Genomic DNA, 19,640 nt, shown 5'->3' with positions numbered 1-19,640 from the left:
TACCTAAAGCTGGAGTGGATACTCAAGAAGACTTAGATAAAGTTATTGAGATATTTTCAAAAATATAATTATTATGAATAAAACGATTGCTGCTTGCTTTTCAAAGGGAATGTTAAAAATTAGTAACTTAGGTGTTTTTTACCCTGAGTTAGATATAGGTAATGATATAAATCACCGTAATACAGCACAAGCCGTTGTAGGTTGGGGGTTTAAATCAACAGCTAAGAAAGCGAGAGATTATGCTCGTCATCATGGTTTACCTTATATTGCTTTGGAAGATGGTTTTTTACGTTCTGTAGGGCTTGGTGTTAATGGTGCTCCTCCTGCCAGCCTCATTATGGATAATGAAGGCATTTACTATGACTCCCGCCAACCTTCGCGTTTAGAGTCATTAATAGTAGACTCTAATGCGTTAACTTCGGCAGAATTAGCGCGTGCCTCTTCTTGTATTGGAGCGATTAAGCAGTATCGTTTATCTAAATATAACAGTAATACTTTAAGCGCTCTTGAGAGTAAGCCTAAAATAGTTGTCATTGACCAAACTCAAGGTGATGCGTCTGTTGAGGGGGCTCAAGCCGACGCCTCTACTTTCGTTCGAATGTTGGAAGATGCGCTGAATTTACATCCAAATGATGATGTGTGGCTAAAAGTTCATCCTGATGTACTAGCAGGGAAGAAAAAAGGCTTTCTTTACCCTGTACCGGTAGAAAATAGCCGTATCCGTGTTTGCTCAGAAAGTGTCAACCCATGGGATTTTCTTGAATCGGTTAGTGACCTGTATACCGTTTCTAGCCTGATGGGATTTGAAGCGTTGTTAGGTAGCGTTTCAGTTCATTGCTATGGGCTGCCGTTTTATGCAGGCTGGGGGTTAACAAATGATAAACAGTCATGCTCTCGTCGAGGTCTTTCTCGAACTCTGGAGCAGGTTTTTTATGCTGCGTATATTCAATATTCGCGTTATGTCGATCCTGTTTTAGGCATCCAATGCGAGTTGGAAGATATAATTAACCTCTTTTCTGACATACTGAATAAAGTTTCCTTACAATCTCTTTATGTGAATCACTCCCATCTTTCTTTTGTGCGAAATTTTCTTATACGTCCTTACCTTAATTTATGGCAATTGATGGATTCAAAGCATTCAGATGTTTCTATTTTATGGGGCAAAAAACAAGCGACTGATGCGATTGAGTGGCGGATTGAAGATGGTTTTATCCGTTCTTGTGGATTAGGAGTTCAACTATCTAAACCAGCTTCTTTAGTTCTCGATAAGTCTGGTATTTATTTTGACTCAACACAAGTTAGTGATCTTGAGTCTTTTTATAATCGTATACAGTTAACGGAGTGGGAGAATGTTAGAGCCTCTAGGTTAATCAAATTACTTAGAGAATCAAAAGTAACTAAATATAACGTAGGAACTCAGGGTTCACTTATATTACCTTGTGTTCAACGAATACTTTTAGTACCAGGTCAAGTTGAAAGTGATGCTTCTATCCGGTACGGCTCAGAAAAAATAAAAACTAACGATGAGTTGCTAGAGCTTGTTCGCAATGAAAATCCAGATGCTTTTATTATTTATAAGCCTCACCCGGATGTTATTGCTGGAGAGAGAGATAAAAGCGTAACTATTAGCCACGCTTTTGCTGATATGGTTGTTAATAATATTGATATGGATTATTTACTTGAGGTTGTTGATGAAGTTCATACGATGACGTCATTGACAGGCTTTGAAGCTTTACTAAGAAGTAAGCAAGTATATACGTATGGTATGCCATTTTATGCAGGGTGGGGACTAACCATTGATCGAGAATTTTGTAGCAGGAGAACTCGTACTCTAAGTTTAGAAGAGTTAGTTTATGGTTCCCTGATTTATTACCCAACGTATATTGATACGTTTACTAACATGGCTTGTACTGTGGAGCAGACCATTCAGCGCATTCATCAACAGAGGGAAGGTAACATATCTGTAAATTTTAGTTTATATTTATTTATTTTACTTCAAATAAGGCGACTTAGAGATAGGATTAGATAGTGATACGACTTGAAAATTTAACGAAATACTATCCTTCAAAACTGGGTAATCAATATATTTTTAAAAATATAAATTTCACTCTACCGGAAGGGCATAATATAGCAATATTAGGCTCAAACGGTGCGGGTAAGTCGACTCTATTCCGTATCCTTGCTGGTAGTGAGTATCCTAATAAAGGGAAAGTTATTACTGACAGAGATATATCTTGGCCGGTTGCTTTAGCTACGGGGATTCACCCTCAGATGACGGGGCGTGAGAATACGCGCTTTATTGGTCGAGTCAACGGCATTGCTGACCTTGATGAATATGAAGAGAAGGTGAAAAATTTTGCTGAGTTAGGTGTTAAGTATGACCTTCCTGTAAAAACTTACTCGAGTGGTATGCGCTCACGTTTAGCATTTGGTTGTTGTATCGCGATTGATTTTGAAATCTATTTAATAGATGAAGCAACCTCTGTTGGCGACCAAAAGTTTCGTAAAAAAGCGAAACAAGCATTACTTGATAAAAGTAAATCAGCTAGCGTTATAATGGTTAGTCATGATATGAAAGAATTACGTGAATTTTGTGATAGTGCGGTGATTTTACATAAAGGGACTTTGACTTTTTATGATGATCTTGAAGAAGCCTTAACCATTTATAAGGAACTTTAGTCGTTCCGTTTAACACAATGCTAATAGAGGGTATTCGTGTATACTTGACGGCAGAAAAGGAACTTAACGCATATATTCGTAAAAAATCCCCTAGATGGGCTGTGAAGAGGTTTAAGGCCTCTTTTAGTCTTTTTACTATTATGTTTGATAAATGGAGTAGCTTCGGCTGCTCTTTTTTTGCAACATACAGGGAATTCGTTAATACTCTTACCATAAATAAAATAAAATCCGGCTTTCAATGCACATTTATCTTTATATGTTTTTAGCAACATTTGTATCAGCGCTCTCTTTAACGCTACTGAGGAGGGTTGCAATTTCGGCCGGCTTAGTCGATATCCCTTCGGATCGTAAGTGTCATAATGGTAATGTTCCTCTTGTCGGCGGTATCAGCATATTGCTTGGTGTTGGCTCTGTCATCATGTTATTACCTCATCTTATGGTGCACCAATATAAATACCTTCTGTTTAGTAGTGCTTTGGTTTTTATCGGCATGCTAGATGATAAGCTCGACATCAGAGCTACTTATCGTTTAGGTGTTCTCATCCTTATCTCATTTTGGTTAGTCAAGCAGGAGAATATCCATTTTTTTCATTTAGGTGATCTATTTGGACAAGGAAATATAGACCTTGATGATGGTGCATTACTTTTCACAACTCTTGCTATTATTGGCTGTATTACGGCTTTTAATATGCTTGATGGTATTGATGGGTTATTAGGGGTGCTCGCGATGGGAACGATAGGTAGCTTAGGTATACTATTTGGCTTATCGGGTAATTATGACTTTATGTTGTTTTGTCTTATTTTTATTGCAGCGATGTGTCCCTATATATTACTCAACCTCGATTTGAAATCAGGCTCTCGATATAAAGTTTTTATGGGGGATGCGGGCAGTTTTCTTGTGGGTTTCACCGTTATCTGGCTACTGATGTTTGCGACTCAACCTATTAATAAATCAACTTTATTGGAGGTGATGCACCCTGTCACTGCATTGTGGTTAATGGCCGTTCCTTTAATGGATATGACGCTGGTTATTGTAAAGAGGCTGTATAATAAACAGTCGCCACTCAAGGCCGATCGCAGACATATTCATCATGTCTTAATGAATTTTGGTCTTTCCGCAAGAAAGTCTTTGATTGTTATTGGTACCTTTTCTTTGAGTACTGCTGTTATTGGTTTGTTTCTGCAGTTAAGTGGAAGTGCTGAATCTACAATATTACTACTGTTTTTTCAGCTTTTTATACTCTATTGCGCAGCTAACCTGTGGTTAGAAAAGAAGATACAATTAAAATCAGTAGATAGCATTGCTAGTCACTAGAGTGTATAAGAAAAAGGGTATTCAAGCTGAATACCCACTGTTGCTTTATTGCTATTGAGTACGTCTAGTTTCTAAGTAGTTCTAAAATTGATAATTCCAATGCATCCAAGTTGCGAAGTAGCTATCGTTACCTCGCTTATCGCGATATTGAATGTAGCTATACTCCGCCCCTACTTCAACTTCTCCTCGCGCTATTGGGAAAATATAGTTGATGTCCATATTCCAGGTATCTTCGCCATCCGGTGAGACCTTATTCCCCCCACCATGCTCTACATTTTTATTGGTACCATTTTTATTGAGCTGTAGGTAACGAAGGTTGGCTTTCCAGTTATGTGCTGATCTATTATTAAAGCCAACAAACCCTAATGTAAAAGTTTGGGCATCATTATCATAAGTTGAAGCCAGCACTCGATCGTGGTAGCGATAACCACTACGATAGGTATTATGCTCATAGGCACAGTTGCCATTAATGCCTAAGCAATGGGGAGCGGTTTCGGAGTACTCAAAGAAGGTGGTGATGGTTTGGCTTGCTAGGTTATAAGAGGCATCTGCGCCATAAAGGTAGCTTTTTGCTTGAAAAGGAGGAAAGCGATCTAAACGCACCGCATCTTCGCCCATCGATTCCCAGTAAATACTGTATGGTACGCCGCGATAGGTATCCCCCCAGCGCATATCCACCGAAGCCAGTTGATTGGCTGGATTCTCTTCACCTTGGACATTAGTATCACCGATTAATACTCGCCAAAACGTATCTAAATCACAGCTTTTTTCAACCCCGCTTTGCGAGTGCGAGCCACATAGTTGAGCCGCGCGTGACACTCCAAACTCAAAATTCGGGTGTGGCTTGATTGTGCCTCGGAACGTCCATAATAAAGTGTCATCCATAAAGCGTTCGTCATTCATCCAGCCAAAGCCTGTGGTGAGTGTCCATGGTCCGAACCACTTCAATACAGGGGCACTAAAGGGCTCAGCGCTGTTACGAGTTAAGTTGAGAGAAGGTAACGGTCGAGCGTTGGTGCTCATGGTTAAAGCGCTATCCCAACCAGGGCCATACCACTGCTGCTGATAGCCTGCGCTAATCACCCAGCTGCCTAACATGAGAGCAAGGTAACTCCCATCAAGGCGGCTATCTTCACCATCTTGCGCGTCATGTGAATAGGTTGCTTCAAGGTTTACTGACCACTGGTTACCGCTGTTGCTATAAGCTGCGGTGACTTCATTGCTTTCCCGCATTGGCGTACCAAAGTGTTGAAAGCGAGCCGCTTCTGAGGCAAGACCGGCAGCGAGTTTTACCTGTTGACTCTGTGATGCTTTAAACGCGCGTTGTACACGTTGTATAGCGTTGGCTTCCATGCCGGATTGTGCTTGTTCACTGTGCTGGTTGATGCTGGTCATTACCTCTTTCCACATTAATGGGTAGGTGGTGATCGGCACAGTAATAATTCCAGCGTTAGCTAAAAGTTGTAAATCAGCGCGAAGATGCAAATCGGTAGGTTCAATCCAAGGTTTAGCCTGAGCTAGGGTAGAAAGAAAAAGTGCAGAAAGCGCCAATCCTTTAGTGAAGGAAGGCATAGATTTATCCGAGTTATTTATCAATATAGGCAGTAAGCGCGCGATCATACAGCAATTGCGATATAATAAATAACCAAATGCCTATCTATCTAGCATGATCAGTTAATAGACGTTAATCAGTAATCTTGTGTTATCAACCCTAGTATCTGTTAGAGTCGTGTGCGTTTATGCGGCGACTTGTGACTCGCGATATTATCTTTATTTCAAGGAAGCAAATGAAGTACCGAGTTTCTCTTTTTAATCGGGCGCTATTTTTTTTAGCCTCCAGTTCCAGTTTTTTGACGCTACCTACTTTCGCTCAGCCTGTTGAGCCACTGTTTGCCACCCCTGAGTATCTAGAGCGTACTTGGATCGATGATCTGCTCGATAGGGTGGGCGCTGATGGTGAATTCGATACCAGTAAGTCGATCGATATGAGCTACCTGCCTACCGCCTATTACACCCCGGAAAAGAAGTTTGGGGTTGGTCTATTGATGGTTGGGCTCTATCACACAGAATATGCTGATAAGAGTGAGCAACCTTCTTCTTTGGTGGTGAATTCGTTTGTATCAATGAATCGCTCTTATGGGCTTTCGATTGAAAATATGACCTACTTTAATCAAGGCAAGCAACGTTTGTTGTTGGATTTAGAGCTGCATAATGAAGCGTCGGTCTATTATGGCAAGGGGATCGCGGCGGGCGATGCCGATCAAAATAAGCATGAGTTTGATGAGCAGTTGTATTCGTTTCAGCCTGTATGGATGACGGCGTTTAGTAACCATTACTTTTTAGGTGTTGGCGCGGATCTGACGCATGCGAGAGCTGATAACTTACAACACATCGCTGACAATGGGCGCTCGCTCGCTAGGGTTTCATTACCAAGTAGCACCAGTGCCGGCGTTGTGTTATCTAGCCTTTATGATTCACGTGACTATCGCTTAAATGCCAGCGATGGTTGGTTGTTTCAGCTTGAGGCTGGGCTTTATCGTAACTTTGAAAGTGATCAGAGTTATCAGTTATATGGTATGGAGCTGGCAAATTATATCAATTTAACCCCTTTACCGGGCGTGTTTGCTTGGCAGGTACAGGGTCAGTTTAGTGAAGGGGATGTGCCTTGGTATCAAGTGCCAGATTTGGGCGGTTCGAGTGCGATGCGTGGCTATATTAAGGGGCGCTATCGTGATGACCATATGCTGATGGGGCAAATGGAGTATCGTTTACCGATTGTTCAGCGCTTAGGGATGGTGTTTTGGGCAGCGGCGGGCAGTGTTGCGCCTTCGCTGTCTCAGCTAAATGATGATGTGTTGACTTCTTATGGAACGGGCTTTCGTTTTCGGGTTAAAGATAAAATTAATTTGCGCGCTGATGTTGGCGTAGGACAAAATGAGACGGCGTTTTATCTTAATGTTAATGAAGTCTTTTAAGGTGACGGTGACGAGAGTGTTGCTATGGCTAAGTGGTGTTTATTGGCTGGCGAGTGCAGATCTTATTGCGAGTACTGATGCTTCGCCTCTTTTTCAGCAGTGTGAAAAGAAAACGTATTATCAAATCTATCTTAGTGGTATTCGCACTGGGTATATGCAGCGCGATGAGTTATGGCAAGGCAATCAAGCTACTGTGACTTCGCAAAGTAAGGCGAGCATTTTAGGTATTGGTACTCAGTATGATCAAAAGGCGACACTCGTTTGGTCTCATGAGCAGAAAAGCTGGCTGACGACCTCATTTCATCAAGTGGTGTCTGGGTTTAGAAATCGTGATATGACGGTACGTTTTTCTCCAGATGGTAGTGATTCGGTTGTCGATTTAGATGGTCAAATAACGGCGTATCATCATGAGGGTGGACCGCTGCGCGATGTCGATACGCTTTCGATTCAAATTCGTCAGCATGTGCTCGATGGTGATGAGCAGTTTTTTTTGACTCGCCAGGCGACCGATGGTCCCGAGCCGTATGCCTATCAAGTGCAACCCACCGAGATGATCACCTTAAAGCCTTGGGGAGAGTTAGAGGTAATTCCTGTCAAGCAAACGGGTGAAGAGCGCGTGACATATTGGCTGGCACTTAAGTTGGATTATCAACTTGTTAAGGTGCGTTATCATGGTTTTATTTTCAGCGCTAATGCAGAATTGCAGCGTTATGAAAATGATTGTCGCTAGCGTTATAAAAAGGCGGTGATTTATTTGCTATGATAGTGAAAGTAGCTTACACGGCTGCTTGGTCTATTTGATGAGAGTAAGGTATTTATGAAGACGCGCGATAAAATTGTTTATGCTGGATTGACGCTGTTTAATGAGCAGGGTGAACGTAATGTAACCACTAACCATATTGCTGCCCATCTGGATATGAGCCCGGGCAATCTTTACTATCACTTCGATAATAAGCAAGAGATTGTGCGTGATATTTTTGGTCTTTATTCCAATGAATTGTTAGCGCGTTTTGTGCCAATTGAAGAGCAGATGGGCAGTCTGTCGATGTTGCGCCACTATCTTGATTCTCTCTTCACTCTGATGTGGAAATACCGTTTCTTTTACGCTGATTTACCTGAGATTCTATCGCGTGATGAAGCGCTGCATGGTGATTACTTAGCGGTGCAAGAGAAGCTGCAAACCAACTTAATTAATATCATGCGCTCGTTTGTGGCGATGGATTTATTACGCGTGAGTGATGAGGCGTTGAAACCTTTGATCACCACGCTGCATTTAATTGCCACCAGTTGGCTTAGCTATCAGTCATCAATGTCGCCAAATACTAGCATTACTCAAGCGATCGTTTATCAAGGCATGGCACAGATGATTTCGGTCGTGAAGCCAATTGCCACTGAACAAGGCTATGAGCAGCTATCGTTATTAGAGCGTGGCTTGTTGGTGGGTAAGGAATCGGAAGGGCAAGATCGGAAAGACGCGGAACCGGCGCAACCCACAGCGGGAAAACCCAATGCACTATGATGTCTTTAATGGCGATGCCGATGGTATTATTGCTCTGCTGCAACTGCGTTTAGCTCATCCTAAAGCCTCACACTTGGTGACTGGGGTAAAGCGCGACATTCAACTGTTGGCGCAGCTTGAGCAAGCAAAGCGTGTTGACAGCGTGACGGTGCTGGATATTTCTCTGGATAAAAACCGCGCGGCGTTAGAGACATTACTTAAACAAGGCGCACAAGTCTGGTATGCCGACCATCATTTTGCCGGTGAAGATCGATCGGATCTGGCAACGGCTAGGCTTGAAACCCACATTGATACCGATGCTAATACTTGTACCGGTTTGATTGTCGATATGTATCTTGATGGCGCTTATCATCACTGGGCGATTACGGCGGCCTATGGTGATAATTTAATGGCGAAAGCCGATGAGTTGGCAATGGCGGCTGGGCTTGATGCTCATCAGCGCGCACAACTGCAAGAACTGGGTACTCTGCTGAATTATAATGGTTATGGACGCACGGTTTATGACCTGCATTTTCATCCTGCCGATCTCTATCAAGCGCTGCTGGCTTATCCGTCTCCGTTTGATGTGATTGCCGATCGCACTTCCCCTTTTTATCAGTTGCAAAGCGCCTATCAGCAAGACATGGCGCAAGCTCAAGCGATAACGCCGCGTTACCAAAGTGAGACGTTGGCACTGTTTGAATTACCTAATGCGCCTTGGTCACATAGGGTCAGTGGCGTTTATGGTAACTGGCTTGCGAATCAAACTCCTCAGCGCGCTCATGCTGTGCTGACGCCTAATGCGTGTTTATCGACTTTTACGCTATCACTGCGCGCGCCATTGAATAATAAACAAGGTGCGGTGGATATTTGTCGTCAGTTTGAAACGGGAGGAGGGCGCGCAGCGGCAGCAGGGATAAATCAACTTCCTCACACCGATATTGAAAAACTCATCGCACTGGTCGAAACTACTTATTCGATCTAGCTATTCGATCTAGCTATTCGATCTATTTATTCGCTCTAATTACCGAGCCAAATTCAAATGACTTGGAAGGAACAGCACATGTCAGCAAATCCACAACGTTGGAAGCAGCGTTTACAAAACCTTAAAAAAGCACAACAAAGGTTGTTCAGAGCCTGCTCACAAGAAAGCTATAATGAATTAGAGCTCGCTGGTCTGGTGCAAACATTCGAATTTTCTTTTGAGTTAACGTGGAAAACATTAAAAGATTTACTGGAGTTTGAAGGGTTTGATGTTGCGTCGCCGCGCAGTGTTATTCGTACGGCTTTAGAAGCTAATCATATATCTTCAGAGCAGTGTGAAGTGATGCTTGAGGCGTTGATTAAGCGTAATTTATTATCTCATACTTACGATGAAGAAAATGTCTTAGAAGCACAGTCTCTTATTTTGGAAAAATTCTCACCAGTGATTGCTGCCATTACGGCTTATTTAGAAGTACAAAGCAATGAATAGTTTGCAGTTTGGTCTTAAGCCTCATCACCTACAATTGATTTGTGATGTGATTGAGCGTCAATCTGCCGTGACGTCTGCCTGCTTTTTTGGTTCACGCGCATTAGGGACGTATAAAGATCGTTCTGATATTGATATTGCTTTAGAGGGGGACGCATTAACCTTGAATGATTTGGCTGCGATGCTTGAAAAATTCGAGCAATCCACTCTACCTTATAAAGTGGATTTGGTGGTGAAGCATCAGATCACTTCGCCTGAGTTATTAGATCATATTACTCGTTATGGCGTGACGATTACCCCATAACCCAAAGCGTTACATATTTAATCGCGCCTTTTATAGCCCACATTTATATAGATAGCATCTCCTACATCCGACTATGCTGTGCTGACGCCGAATGCGTCTTATTAATAGTTAATCTGTCAAACATAAAGCCTCGGTATTTATATCGGGGCTTTTTTTATGCTTTTTAAATAGATTAATCTGTAACATTCCCTTACAAACAAGAGGGATTAATTAATTGCTATATATACAGTATTTACGGAGACTTATGATGTAAGTTATCAATAAGTTGCAGTATGATTTTTGCACGGATCATCTGTGTCATGCACTATTTGAAGTACAAAATATAGCTATGAATAATAAAATAACGCTTTCATTTGTTTTTTTAATGACCCTATCGGGATGCTCCAATAATCAGCAGCACACACAGATCATTGAGCAAACCAATAATTCAACTGTCGTTCTTAATCATCAGCCTGAAAATAATATCTCCGAAGTTATCAATGCAGCGTCATTAATTAATGAAGTCTCTATTAATGAGCAGTTAGATCATATTGAGCCCGGTCGTTACTTCGCCAAAGACAGCGGTGATAATGCTTATCATATTTTTGATAGTGAGAATATTGATGACCCAAGTCTCGAGTTAACTCAGCTTATTGAACAGACTCGCTTAGCCAGCGATGACGGCTATGTTGGTGCTTATAACGCTATTGATACGGCTGGATTTATGGTCAGTAGTTCAACATTGAACCCGAATATTACTCCGGCGTTAAACTCGATTAAAAATTTATATCATAACCATTTGAAATTTAATGATGAGAGGTTGTTCATCATTATTACCGGTCATACCGATTCTTCAGGTTCGTGGCAATACAATAAGCAGTTGTCACGCGATCGCGCTGACTCAGCGGCGCGCTACTTGATGGCGCAAGGCGTACCGAATGAAGCGTTATTACGTATGGCAGCAGGGCCTGATTACCCGATTGCTAAAAACGATAGTGTAGAAAACAAAGCGAAGAACCGTCGTGTGGAGTTCTTTATTACTCATGATGTGAATTTTGTTAGTGATTACTATCGTTCAGCACCTTGCTTTTCTAATGGCTGTGAATCAAGAGAGCTTCAGGCTGTTGGTTATACGCGTGATGGTAAGGTCACGACAAACTCTCGTTACATTCCAACCGAGCTGAAAACGATTCGAGTGGTGAAAGAGCCAGTAGAAGAAGTTCGCAGTGTTAATGCTGATGAGTTACAGCAAGAGCGTGCTCAGGCAGAAAAAACCATTCGTTATCGTTCTTTGTCGCTGCCGCCAACGCGTGGCTAAATGGCACTTCGTTACATTATAGGAAAAGCCAAGATATAAGGATTGATCTTAGGCTTCGTAATTTTGGCTCTCAGTATGGATAGTTATTGGGCATGAATAAGCAGTATTTTTATTATTTACTTTTAATATTGGCGCTATCAGGCTGCTCTTCTCCTGAGCATGTTGTTTATATAGATAAAGAAATTCAACCAACCGAAGTTATCAAAGAGACCGCTTTAACCCGCAAAGAAGAGACGCTTTCTGAGGTTGAGAAGGATTTTTCTTGGGTTGCTGAAGTGGGTAATGATGAGCGGTACTTTCCCGTTGAGAAGGCGGGGGGCTATGTGCATTTTTACCCAAACCAGCAGGCAGGGGAACCGCTTGATGAGTTGGGAGAGGGGATTGCAATTTTACGTAATTTATCGGCCAGTTCTGGCTTTGCCGTTAATAGCGATAAGTTGAATAGTGAAATAAAAACCCAGCTAGCCGAGGTCGCGGTCACTTATCATGAAAGGCAAGCTGCGCGTGATAATCAGCTTTTAGTGATTACCGGTCATACTGATGCGTCTGGCTCATGGGCACATAATATTGATTTATCACTAAGGCGAGCACTTTCAACCGCTCGTTATCTAGAGCAGCAAGGTGTGCCGCATAATGCACTCGTTTTGATCGCGGGTGGTCCTGATTATCCTATCGCAAAAAATAACAGTCAAAGCAATAAAGCCCGCAATCGCCGTGTGGAGATCTTGATGACTGAAAATGAGCAGTTTGCTTCTCACTTATACCGTCATTACCGCTGCGCCGGGCAATCTTGTAATGCTCGTTCTATGGAAGTGTGGGCTTATTCCCGTGATAAGAAAGTGAGTAGTGATTTACGTGGCTTTGAGTTCTTTAGTGAGCTTCGTTCGGATTTGGAGCTATCAGCAAAAGAGCGCACGGGGCCACAAGTGAGAAGAACTTTTAGAAAGGCACCATTTTCGGCGTTTATATACCGAGAGTTCGATATAACAAAATACATTAGCAAATAGAATTAGAAGATTTTACTACTTTAATATTTAATCATTTTGATACGTTAGGGCGAGAAATAGACATGCAACAGATGAAAACGGATATTGAAAAATTTATGGTGCAGCGACCGCTTGAAAGTGCGGTGATAGCCAAGGATCTTAGCCAGGATATTCAGCGTAAGGTTCGTGAGGAAGTGGAAGTTGCAGAGCAAACGAATTTGGTTGTTACTGACCATAATTCACACACCAATGGAATGCTATCTGTTATTCGCGATCCTCTTGAGCATTTGGGGCGTTGGTTTTCTGATTTTTCGCAATTGCAAACTCGCTTACGTAAGCATGCCGATGAGTCATCATACACAAAGAAAGATACTGAATATCAGCAAGTTTGTAACACGAAAGCCGATGCTGTAGCGGCGAAAAAAACCAGCTATGTTCAGGAAAGTGGCTATCAAGATGCGAAAGATGAGTTAGAAAAAACCAAAACGCGTTACGATAAAATGTTTAATTCTGCCGGTGGTAAGCCGCCAAGAAAAGTGAATCCGCTGATTTATGCGCTGGGTCTGCTTATTCCTAGTGTGCCTGAGTTTTGGATGAACTATGAAACGTTAGGTGAACTGCTGAATATTCCTCTGTTTGCTTTAGCGTTAGCGTTTGTGAGTGCCATCGTTACGGCGGCTGCGGCTCACTTTCATGGTAAGTTCTTAAAGCAACGTTTAGAGCTGATGGGACCGGATGTTGAGTCTCGTGAAAAACGACAACACTACCGAGTGCAGGCTTTTGCTTGGTTGGCGTTAATTTCGATTACGGTCGGTATCTTAATGGTTCGTTATCAAGCGATTGCTCGTGAATTAGCCGCGGTTGATATGGGCATGTGGGGCGATGCATCGGCATCTCAAGAGTCAGCAATGATGCTGTTATTCCCGTTCATCATTTTCTCTATTGCACCTTGGTTTATCAGCATGTTCTGTGCCTATGCGTTAAATGATGCTAAACCATCGTACCAGGAAGCACAAAAAGATTTCACCAGTGCTCGTGAGCGTTTTAACCGTTTGGATAAAGGTTTGAATAAAGAGTTAAACCAGGTTGAAGCGAAATTTTCTAAGCAGATCGCTGAGCTAGCGAATGCGCAAGAAGCTGAATTGATGGAATTGAAAAAGATTGAGCGTTTGCAAGAAGAGTTGACCAATCATGCTGATGGTATTCTTGGTCAGGTGCATAAAGAGGTCAATCGCAACTTACGCACTTACCACAATAATTTAGTGATGCAGCTTCGTGCTAAGCAGCTTGAAGAGGTAAAAATTGGTGCGGAGATGAAGAGTTTAGATGCTTACTACAAGCTTGATATTGCGATTAGTAAAGATCAGTTACTGGATATGGTTGCGTAATTCGATGAAAAATATGATGAATAAAATTAAATCTGCCGCGCTACTGACTGCGCTGTGTGCGCCACAGGCTTTTGCTTCTGGGATGATTAATACCGGTGGCTTTGATGCTGCTAAGTACTGTCTTAGTGAGGGGGCGCCTCGTCAAACTTATTTGGTGATTGATACGACGTCGATTCCAAATAATAGTACCAGTTGGGCGCAAGATATCATGCAAACTCTGCCGCCGTCATACTTGCCAAGTGAAGAGATTGGTATCTACTACCTTTCTCCTAATGGCAATATGTCTCATGCCTTTACGACTTGTTTTCCTAATGTGAATGCATTAGAAAGCGGCGGCTTATTGCGAGCGGCTCCTGAGCGTGTTATCCGTGATGATATGCCAAAGCTGACGCGTTTAATGCAACGTGGATTAGGTGAAGCGATGCAGGCGAGTACGCATACTGCACAACCGGATTATGGCAGCGCCGTGCCTGAAAAGGATTTAGCGCGCAGTTTGTTCCAAGTGACGAATGATATCCGTTTGAACTCAACGCCAATTCGTTTGGTGGTTTATTCTGATGGCATTCAAAATAGCCCAGATGTTGCGTTAACTGACTTAAGTGATAGCGATGCAGCAAAAGAAGCGGGTCTTGTTCTCGCGGATAAGCACAGTGCTAACTTTAATAATGCGACGGTGTATTTCCACGGTATTGATTCAACGGGCGTGCGTAATGCTCACTTACCTGCGTTTTGGGAAAGCTACTTGCAAGCGAGTACGGGTCACTTGAAGAGTTTTTCTTCGAACTTACCAGGTATGAATCGCACGCAATATAATATGCCGGCTATTTCTGATAGTTACTCTGGTGTGATGAAGTCTCAGGGCTTTGAAACGCTGTTTAACTTGCGTATTGAACGTCCGGAAGGTTTGTCTCGTGGTGAAATTAATCAAGCGTTTGCGAGTATTAATGGCTACGGCATGATGCTAAATGGCAGCTTTGAAACGAAAGGTAACAAGGTTGAGTATAAGCTGGAGATTGTTCAGCATCACTCGGGGCTTGATTTTGAATCGGGTGATAGCATTGTTTTGACTGAGAGTGGCCAAAAGGCGTCGGGCTTTATTGGTGATTTGAACCCATCGACGATGCAAGCGGATACCAACAATAAGTTCCAGTTCGATCTTGTGTTGGAAAAAGATAATTTCTTAATGTTCTAAATCTTGCCAGTGCTTTTCATTTCGAAAGCGCTTTAAGGCATGACAAGCAGCCTAACTCATACCTCCAACGTTCGATGTTGAAGTGTATGGGTTAGGCTTTTTTTTATTCGAAAAATGTTGCACCTGAAACAATAATGAGTACAATGTCGCCTGAAATTTGTTACAGGTGAAACATTATGATGAACAAAGCTTATCAATGGGTGCTCTATTTTATTCTTGGCCTAAGTGCGTTATTTGCGGCATTTTTGGTGACAAGCGACAATCTAGCGCCTTTTACCACTCAAGCCCAACTGCATATTCCAACCAGTCGAATTGCGGCAGAGGTCTCTGCGCCGGTCGTGGAGTTGATGGTTAAAAATGGTCAACAGGTCAAGAAAGGTGAATTATTGGTTCGCTTAGATGCGACTCGCTACCAACTGGCATTTACACAGGCGAAAGCGGCTTTAGTTGAAGCCGAGCAAAATTATCAAGCGAATAAGCAGCACCTAAATAGCGCGCGAGCAACCCTTCACCAACGTGAACAAGAAGCGATGAATGCGGAGCGCAAGGTTAAGCGTAACGATCAGTTGATTACTCGCAAGCTCATCAGTCAAGAGGCGTTAGATGATAGTCGTGCCAATTTAATTGTTGGCCAACAGGCAGTGGTTTCCGCGCGTGCATCCGTCGCACAAATTGAAGCGGAGTTAGCACAAAGTAGTGAAAGTGGCGCACTTGCGATAGCCCGCGCGAACGTTGAACTGACACAACTTGATTTACAAAAAACAACCATTGTGGCACCCGTCGATGGTGTGATCAGCAATCTTAATCTTAACGCTGGTACGTATGTGAATGCAGGCAGCCCAGTGCTCTTTTTGGTTGATAGAAAACACGCATGGATAAACGCGGACTTCAATGAAAAAGGCATCACTCAGTTAGCCCAAGGGACTGACGTTCGTATCGTATTTGATGCACTACCAGGTGAAATCTATCAAGGTAAGATTCAAGGTAAAGATCTGGCAATTTACGATGCAAGTAGTGATAATAGTGGGTTAGCTCGGGTGGTTAATGATGATCGTTGGATTCGTGACCAACAAAAGGTACGGACTCAAGTGACCTTGCCACAGATCGATGATTCTCTATTTTCTGGCTCAAAAGTCAGTGTGATGGTGATCTCTGATTCTTCAATCTGGGGCACTTTAGGTAATGTATGGATGAATATCCTAGCTCGTCTACGTTACCTAGTTTAATCATTGTTGGTTTGGTAGAATTATGATGAATAACTCAATGCGTGCTGATATCAATTGGTCTGAAGTGTCATGGATGGTGTCCATTGTCTCTTTGGGAATGCTGGCTCAATTGTGGTTGCAATTAGATGTCGCTGCTTACTTAGCTTTGTATCCAGTGATGGCAGCAACCAAACTCAATAATTACTCTATCGCTGGTATGCTAAAAGCCTTCTTACCAATATTGCTGGTGGCGTGCGTTGCGCTATTGGTTGATCAAATTTTTGGCTCGCATCCCGCCGTTGTTTGGTGCATTAGTTTATGGGTGTTTGATTGGGCAAGACGTTGGGCTGATACCCCAGCAAAACAGGGGATGATCTACATTCCATTACTGAACTGGTTTTTAGTCATTGTGTTTGCGCAGCATACGCCGATGCCAATGACGGACTGGATCCGAGATATGGCAGTGAGCATGTTGACGACTTTAGTTGTCGTTCGTTTTGTTATGTTGTTTATTTCTCCTCCTAAAGTGCAAGCTCCACCACCGATGCCCGCAAAAAAGGTGAGCTACCAACAGCGCGTTATTTATGTGGCGATATTGGGTGCTGGTCTCTCTTTTTTGATGATGGTCAATCTCGTTGCCGCTACATTTTGTATGATGCCAGTGATTATTGCTGCGGCGCAGAGTGAACGTGCTCACTATCAGATGGTCGTTAAAAATTGTTTGCAAGCGCATGTCGGCGGTTGTGCGTTAGCCATGATCTTTGTGTCTCTAATGGCTGGGCAACATGCCCATAACTTGGTCTATATGCTGGGGTTAACGCTGTTAGTGTTAATGATAGCGATTTGGATCAATGGGAGTAAAGGCGTGGCTAGGGCTTTGCACACTGAAGCCATGCTAGGAACCATGTTACCTTTACAACTTTATGTATCGGCAACCGATCTTGGTTTGCAAGATACCTATTTTCGAGGCGAGATGATGCTGATTGTGTTGGCATTGTTAGCCGTCTTACAAGGAATTATCTATGGAAAATCCCACAGCCTTATCAATAACGGGAATTGATAAGTTGGACTCTAATCCTATGTTTTTGATGGGTTTTACGTATAAGCAGTTTCGAGCTAAGGTGGCGCATGAGCTTGCGAAAGTTTCGGGGATTTCTCTGGAAATGTTTGGCGCACTCAAGGTGCTCAATGCCCATGGCAAGATAACTCAGCAAGAGCTTTCTAATCTATTATTGCGTAATCGTTCTGTGACGAAAAGATTGGTGGATAACGCGATTAAACTCAACTTGATTGAACCGAGCAAGAGTGAAACGAATAAAAAGGTTAAGTTGTTAGCGCTGACTCTTGAGGGGCAAAAAGCGGTGGTGGATTGCACTCCTATCGTGGATAAAATGACTCGCCAACACCAGAGTTCGTTAACGGAGGCAGAGTCACTGCAGATTACCCAGTTGCTTGCCAAGCTAGTAAAAAAAGATGAGTTTGTTGATTAAAAAGAGAGAACATAACATTTGCTGATCGGAACAGCGCGAGCGATTCGTTGGGTCATCACCTACATCCGCCCATGCTCAGCAGCCTTGGCCTCTGCGAGTCTATGGTTGGCTTCGATGTCGTATTTGACCATCTCTTTTTTGGTGTACAGCTCGCGGCACAATCGATAGGTATCTTTGAGTAGCTCACGTACGTCACGGCCGTTGTGTTCCGATGGCCACGCGACGGTGAGGTACTTGATGATATTCATGTTGGTTTCTCGGATGTACTTATTGGTGGCTTTAATCGCAATTAAAGTATCGAGTGCAACGGTCGCATCACCTTCTGCGACGGCATCATCAAACTCTGCATATTTCTTAGTAATATAATTGCTTTTATCTTGATGATTTTTATTGATCGAGTTGATCAATTCCAACTGCGATTTGAGCAGCATCGGGCTACTGTCATCTTGCTTATCTAAAATCTCTTTTGATAGCGCTAAGTTTTCATTAAATTCTTTATTAAACGACAGCAGCGACAGCAGATAACTGTAGTGGTAGTTGGCATAAAAGCTGGTGGCCAATTTATTGCTGTAGATGTGTTTTAAAATCGTGATCCCTTCAGATACCTTACCTTCAATGATCGAAAAATGGCACATCAATAACTCTTTATCGATATCCACCGCTTCAGCCATCTCTTGTCTTTTTAAGGTTGGCGCTTCTTCCTGCTTTTTTTCATGAATAAACGTCATGTGACGAAACTCATTGAGCGCTTCCAGTTTTAGCTTTTTCGGGTTTTCGACGAGCTCATCATCATCGCTGTATTTTGCGTTGTAGTTTTCCAGCGCATCGTAGATAAACAATACACAGCGAATGTAGTTATAACGGCACTCAAAACTGTCACGGTAGGTGTCGATATTGAGTTCGTAGTAGGTCATGAAACGTGAAGCGGCGGTGCGAAAATCCCCTTGCGATAGACACAGGTTGGCAATCACCAATTCACGCTCTGGGTTGCCGGGTGCCAGTTCTGAAATCATAGTGAACTGTTTGATGGCATTGGGGATGTCACCGTTATAGATGTCATATTTGGCATTAAGGGATAAGCCGCTCACCGAGTTAGGCGCTTTCTCAAGCATCTTACTGACTATGTCTTGTGCGCGCGAGTATTCGCCCAGTTCAATCAGTGAATCCGCCAGACCGACATTGGCCCACTCGACATCCTTCTCAACCACAATCGAGTCGTACAAATCTTTTGCTTCGTTAAACATGTTTAGCAGCGAATAGAACTCACCACGAAACTTTTGAATCAGGTAGTGGTATTGCGGAAAGTCACACAATAGTTCATCGCAGGTCTCGAGCCCAACTTCATATTTTTTGGTGTGTTTGGCTTGGTAGAGTCGATACAGCGCCGCTTTACGTTTCAGGGCACTTTTAAGCTTGGTGATAAAAAACTGCGAGTTGAACGGCTTTAAAATGTATTCATCTGGCGCGAGTTCGATAATCGAGCGCACGATCTTAGACAATGACTCACCGGTGATAATAACAAAGACACTTTCTGGGCTGAGCAGGTTGTAGTGTTTGAGCTCTTCGAAGACTTGTTTACCGTTGAGGCGAGTGAAAAAGTTGTAGTCGCAGATCACGAGATCAAACTTCACTTTACGGCAGTGCCAGATTGCGGCTTTGGGATCTTTTGCGTGGTAAACCAGCTTATCGTTGAGACCCATGTTGAGCAACATACGACGGATACTAGATAAAATGATCGGCGAATCATCGATGATCAAAGCAGAAATATGTCTAGATTCTTTCATTCAGTATCAACTCGGCTGGAAGGGCACATTAACGTTCTTGTTTTTACGGTATTCTA

At 42.8% G+C, this 19,640-nt stretch carries 17 protein-coding genes and 1 pseudogene; 16 read left to right on the top strand and 2 right to left on the bottom strand.

Going from position 1 to position 19,640, the window contains the following annotated elements; translation table 11 throughout:
* Positions 1–73: 73 nt before the first annotated feature.
* From BCU68_RS11005 to wecA, 3 genes are all read left to right on the top strand, one after another.
* Positions 74–2,029 (top strand): capsular polysaccharide biosynthesis protein, encoded by a 1,956-nt coding sequence (locus BCU68_RS11005; protein ID WP_102564800.1) that lies wholly within the window; start codon positions 74–76, stop codon positions 2,027–2,029.
* Positions 2,029–2,679, top strand: a complete 651-nt coding sequence (locus BCU68_RS11000) for an ABC transporter ATP-binding protein (protein ID WP_102564799.1) — start codon at positions 2,029–2,031, stop codon at positions 2,677–2,679. Before BCU68_RS11005 ends, BCU68_RS11000 begins: the two co-directional genes overlap by 1 nt.
* A gap of 256 nt (positions 2,680–2,935) precedes the next feature.
* Positions 2,936–3,994, top strand: coding sequence for a UDP-N-acetylglucosamine--undecaprenyl-phosphate N-acetylglucosaminephosphotransferase (gene wecA / locus BCU68_RS10990; RefSeq protein ID WP_157935195.1), 1,059 nt, complete (start codon positions 2,936–2,938; stop codon positions 3,992–3,994).
* A gap of 81 nt (positions 3,995–4,075) precedes the next feature.
* Here the strand turns inward: wecA and BCU68_RS10985 are convergent, their stop codons facing one another.
* Entirely contained in the window at positions 4,076–5,566 is a 1,491-nt protein-coding gene (locus tag BCU68_RS10985) for a capsule assembly Wzi family protein (RefSeq protein WP_157935194.1), read from the bottom strand.
* A 215-nt stretch (positions 5,567–5,781) separates the two neighbouring features.
* On the opposite strand from BCU68_RS10985, the gene BCU68_RS10980 reads away from it, so the two are divergent.
* The 13 genes and pseudogenes from BCU68_RS10980 to BCU68_RS10920 all read left to right on the top strand — a co-directional run bounded on the left by BCU68_RS10980 (position 5,782) and on the right by BCU68_RS10920 (position 17,800).
* Positions 5,782–6,969: a BamA/TamA family outer membrane protein gene (locus BCU68_RS10980; protein WP_102564795.1), complete on the top strand. Its 1,188-nt coding sequence runs from the start codon at positions 5,782–5,784 to the stop codon at positions 6,967–6,969.
* Positions 6,970–6,985: 16 nt separating this feature from the next.
* Positions 6,986–7,699: a hypothetical protein gene (locus BCU68_RS10975; RefSeq protein ID WP_206747262.1), complete on the top strand. Its 714-nt coding sequence runs from the start codon at positions 6,986–6,988 to the stop codon at positions 7,697–7,699.
* An 87-nt stretch (positions 7,700–7,786) separates the two neighbouring features.
* Positions 7,787–8,404: pseudogene (locus tag BCU68_RS10970) on the top strand (TetR/AcrR family transcriptional regulator); the annotation flags it as partial.
* A 73-nt stretch (positions 8,405–8,477) separates the two neighbouring features.
* Positions 8,478–9,452 (top strand): acetyltransferase, encoded by a 975-nt coding sequence (locus BCU68_RS10965; RefSeq protein ID WP_102564792.1) that lies wholly within the window; start codon positions 8,478–8,480, stop codon positions 9,450–9,452.
* Positions 9,453–9,530: 78 nt separating this feature from the next.
* A complete protein-coding gene (locus BCU68_RS10960; RefSeq protein ID WP_102564791.1) occupies positions 9,531–9,941 on the top strand; it encodes an HI0074 family nucleotidyltransferase substrate-binding subunit in 411 nt (136 codons plus the stop codon).
* Positions 9,934–10,242: a nucleotidyltransferase domain-containing protein gene (locus BCU68_RS10955; protein WP_102564790.1), complete on the top strand. Its 309-nt coding sequence runs from the start codon at positions 9,934–9,936 to the stop codon at positions 10,240–10,242. Before BCU68_RS10960 ends, BCU68_RS10955 begins: the two co-directional genes overlap by 8 nt.
* Before the next feature lie 328 nt (positions 10,243–10,570).
* Entirely contained in the window at positions 10,571–11,539 is a 969-nt protein-coding gene (locus BCU68_RS10950; RefSeq protein ID WP_102564789.1) for an OmpA family protein, read from the top strand.
* A gap of 92 nt (positions 11,540–11,631) precedes the next feature.
* Positions 11,632–12,546: an OmpA family protein gene (locus tag BCU68_RS10945; RefSeq protein ID WP_102564788.1), complete on the top strand. Its 915-nt coding sequence runs from the start codon at positions 11,632–11,634 to the stop codon at positions 12,544–12,546.
* Between the two features lie 62 nt (positions 12,547–12,608).
* Positions 12,609–13,913 (top strand): hypothetical protein, encoded by a 1,305-nt coding sequence (locus BCU68_RS10940; protein ID WP_102564787.1) that lies wholly within the window; start codon positions 12,609–12,611, stop codon positions 13,911–13,913.
* 13 nt (positions 13,914–13,926) lie between these two features.
* Positions 13,927–15,105, top strand: coding sequence for a hypothetical protein (locus BCU68_RS10935; RefSeq protein ID WP_133126147.1), 1,179 nt, complete (start codon positions 13,927–13,929; stop codon positions 15,103–15,105).
* Positions 15,106–15,281: 176 nt separating this feature from the next.
* Positions 15,282–16,331: an HlyD family secretion protein gene (locus BCU68_RS10930; RefSeq protein WP_102564785.1), complete on the top strand. Its 1,050-nt coding sequence runs from the start codon at positions 15,282–15,284 to the stop codon at positions 16,329–16,331.
* A gap of 22 nt (positions 16,332–16,353) precedes the next feature.
* Positions 16,354–17,370 carry a DUF2955 domain-containing protein gene (locus BCU68_RS10925; protein WP_241901357.1) on the top strand — a complete coding sequence of 339 codons (1,017 nt, stop codon included), beginning with the start codon at positions 16,354–16,356 and terminating at the stop codon, positions 17,368–17,370.
* A complete protein-coding gene (locus BCU68_RS10920) occupies positions 17,333–17,800 on the top strand; it encodes a MarR family winged helix-turn-helix transcriptional regulator (RefSeq protein ID WP_102564784.1) in 468 nt (155 codons plus the stop codon). Before BCU68_RS10925 ends, BCU68_RS10920 begins: the two co-directional genes overlap by 38 nt.
* 59 nt (positions 17,801–17,859) lie before the next feature.
* Here BCU68_RS10920 and BCU68_RS10915 read toward each other — a convergent pair whose 3' ends face one another.
* Entirely contained in the window at positions 17,860–19,584 is a 1,725-nt protein-coding gene (locus tag BCU68_RS10915) for a response regulator (protein WP_102564783.1), read from the bottom strand.
* Positions 19,585–19,640: the final 56 nt, after the last annotated feature.

It is taken from the genome of Vibrio sp. 10N.286.49.B3, from assembly GCF_002873395.1.
GTDB lineage: Bacteria > Pseudomonadota > Gammaproteobacteria > Enterobacterales > Vibrionaceae > Vibrio.
This window is presented reverse-complemented; position numbering and strand designations above follow the sequence as displayed.

Coding starts and splice junctions, on each gene's coding strand:
- wecA (WP_157935195.1), top strand. CDS start 2,936: ATGTTTTTAGCAACATTTGTATCAGCGCTCTCTTTAACGCTACTGAGG.
- BCU68_RS10920 (WP_102564784.1), top strand. CDS start 17,333: ATGGAAAATCCCACAGCCTTATCAATAACGGGAATTGATAAGTTGGAC.
- BCU68_RS10930 (WP_102564785.1), top strand. CDS start 15,282: ATGATGAACAAAGCTTATCAATGGGTGCTCTATTTTATTCTTGGCCTA.
- BCU68_RS10935 (WP_133126147.1), top strand. CDS start 13,927: ATGATGAATAAAATTAAATCTGCCGCGCTACTGACTGCGCTGTGTGCG.
- BCU68_RS10960 (WP_102564791.1), top strand. CDS start 9,531: ATGTCAGCAAATCCACAACGTTGGAAGCAGCGTTTACAAAACCTTAAA.
- BCU68_RS10965 (WP_102564792.1), top strand. CDS start 8,478: ATGCACTATGATGTCTTTAATGGCGATGCCGATGGTATTATTGCTCTG.
- BCU68_RS10925 (WP_241901357.1), top strand. CDS start 16,354: ATGATGAATAACTCAATGCGTGCTGATATCAATTGGTCTGAAGTGTCA.
- BCU68_RS10915 (WP_102564783.1), bottom strand. CDS start 19,584: ATGAAAGAATCTAGACATATTTCTGCTTTGATCATCGATGATTCGCCG.
- BCU68_RS10985 (WP_157935194.1), bottom strand. CDS start 5,566: ATGCCTTCCTTCACTAAAGGATTGGCGCTTTCTGCACTTTTTCTTTCT.
- BCU68_RS10980 (WP_102564795.1), top strand. CDS start 5,782: ATGAAGTACCGAGTTTCTCTTTTTAATCGGGCGCTATTTTTTTTAGCC.
- BCU68_RS11005 (WP_102564800.1), top strand. CDS start 74: ATGAATAAAACGATTGCTGCTTGCTTTTCAAAGGGAATGTTAAAAATT.
- BCU68_RS10955 (WP_102564790.1), top strand. CDS start 9,934: ATGAATAGTTTGCAGTTTGGTCTTAAGCCTCATCACCTACAATTGATT.
- BCU68_RS10945 (WP_102564788.1), top strand. CDS start 11,632: ATGAATAAGCAGTATTTTTATTATTTACTTTTAATATTGGCGCTATCA.
- BCU68_RS10950 (WP_102564789.1), top strand. CDS start 10,571: ATGAATAATAAAATAACGCTTTCATTTGTTTTTTTAATGACCCTATCG.
- BCU68_RS10940 (WP_102564787.1), top strand. CDS start 12,609: ATGCAACAGATGAAAACGGATATTGAAAAATTTATGGTGCAGCGACCG.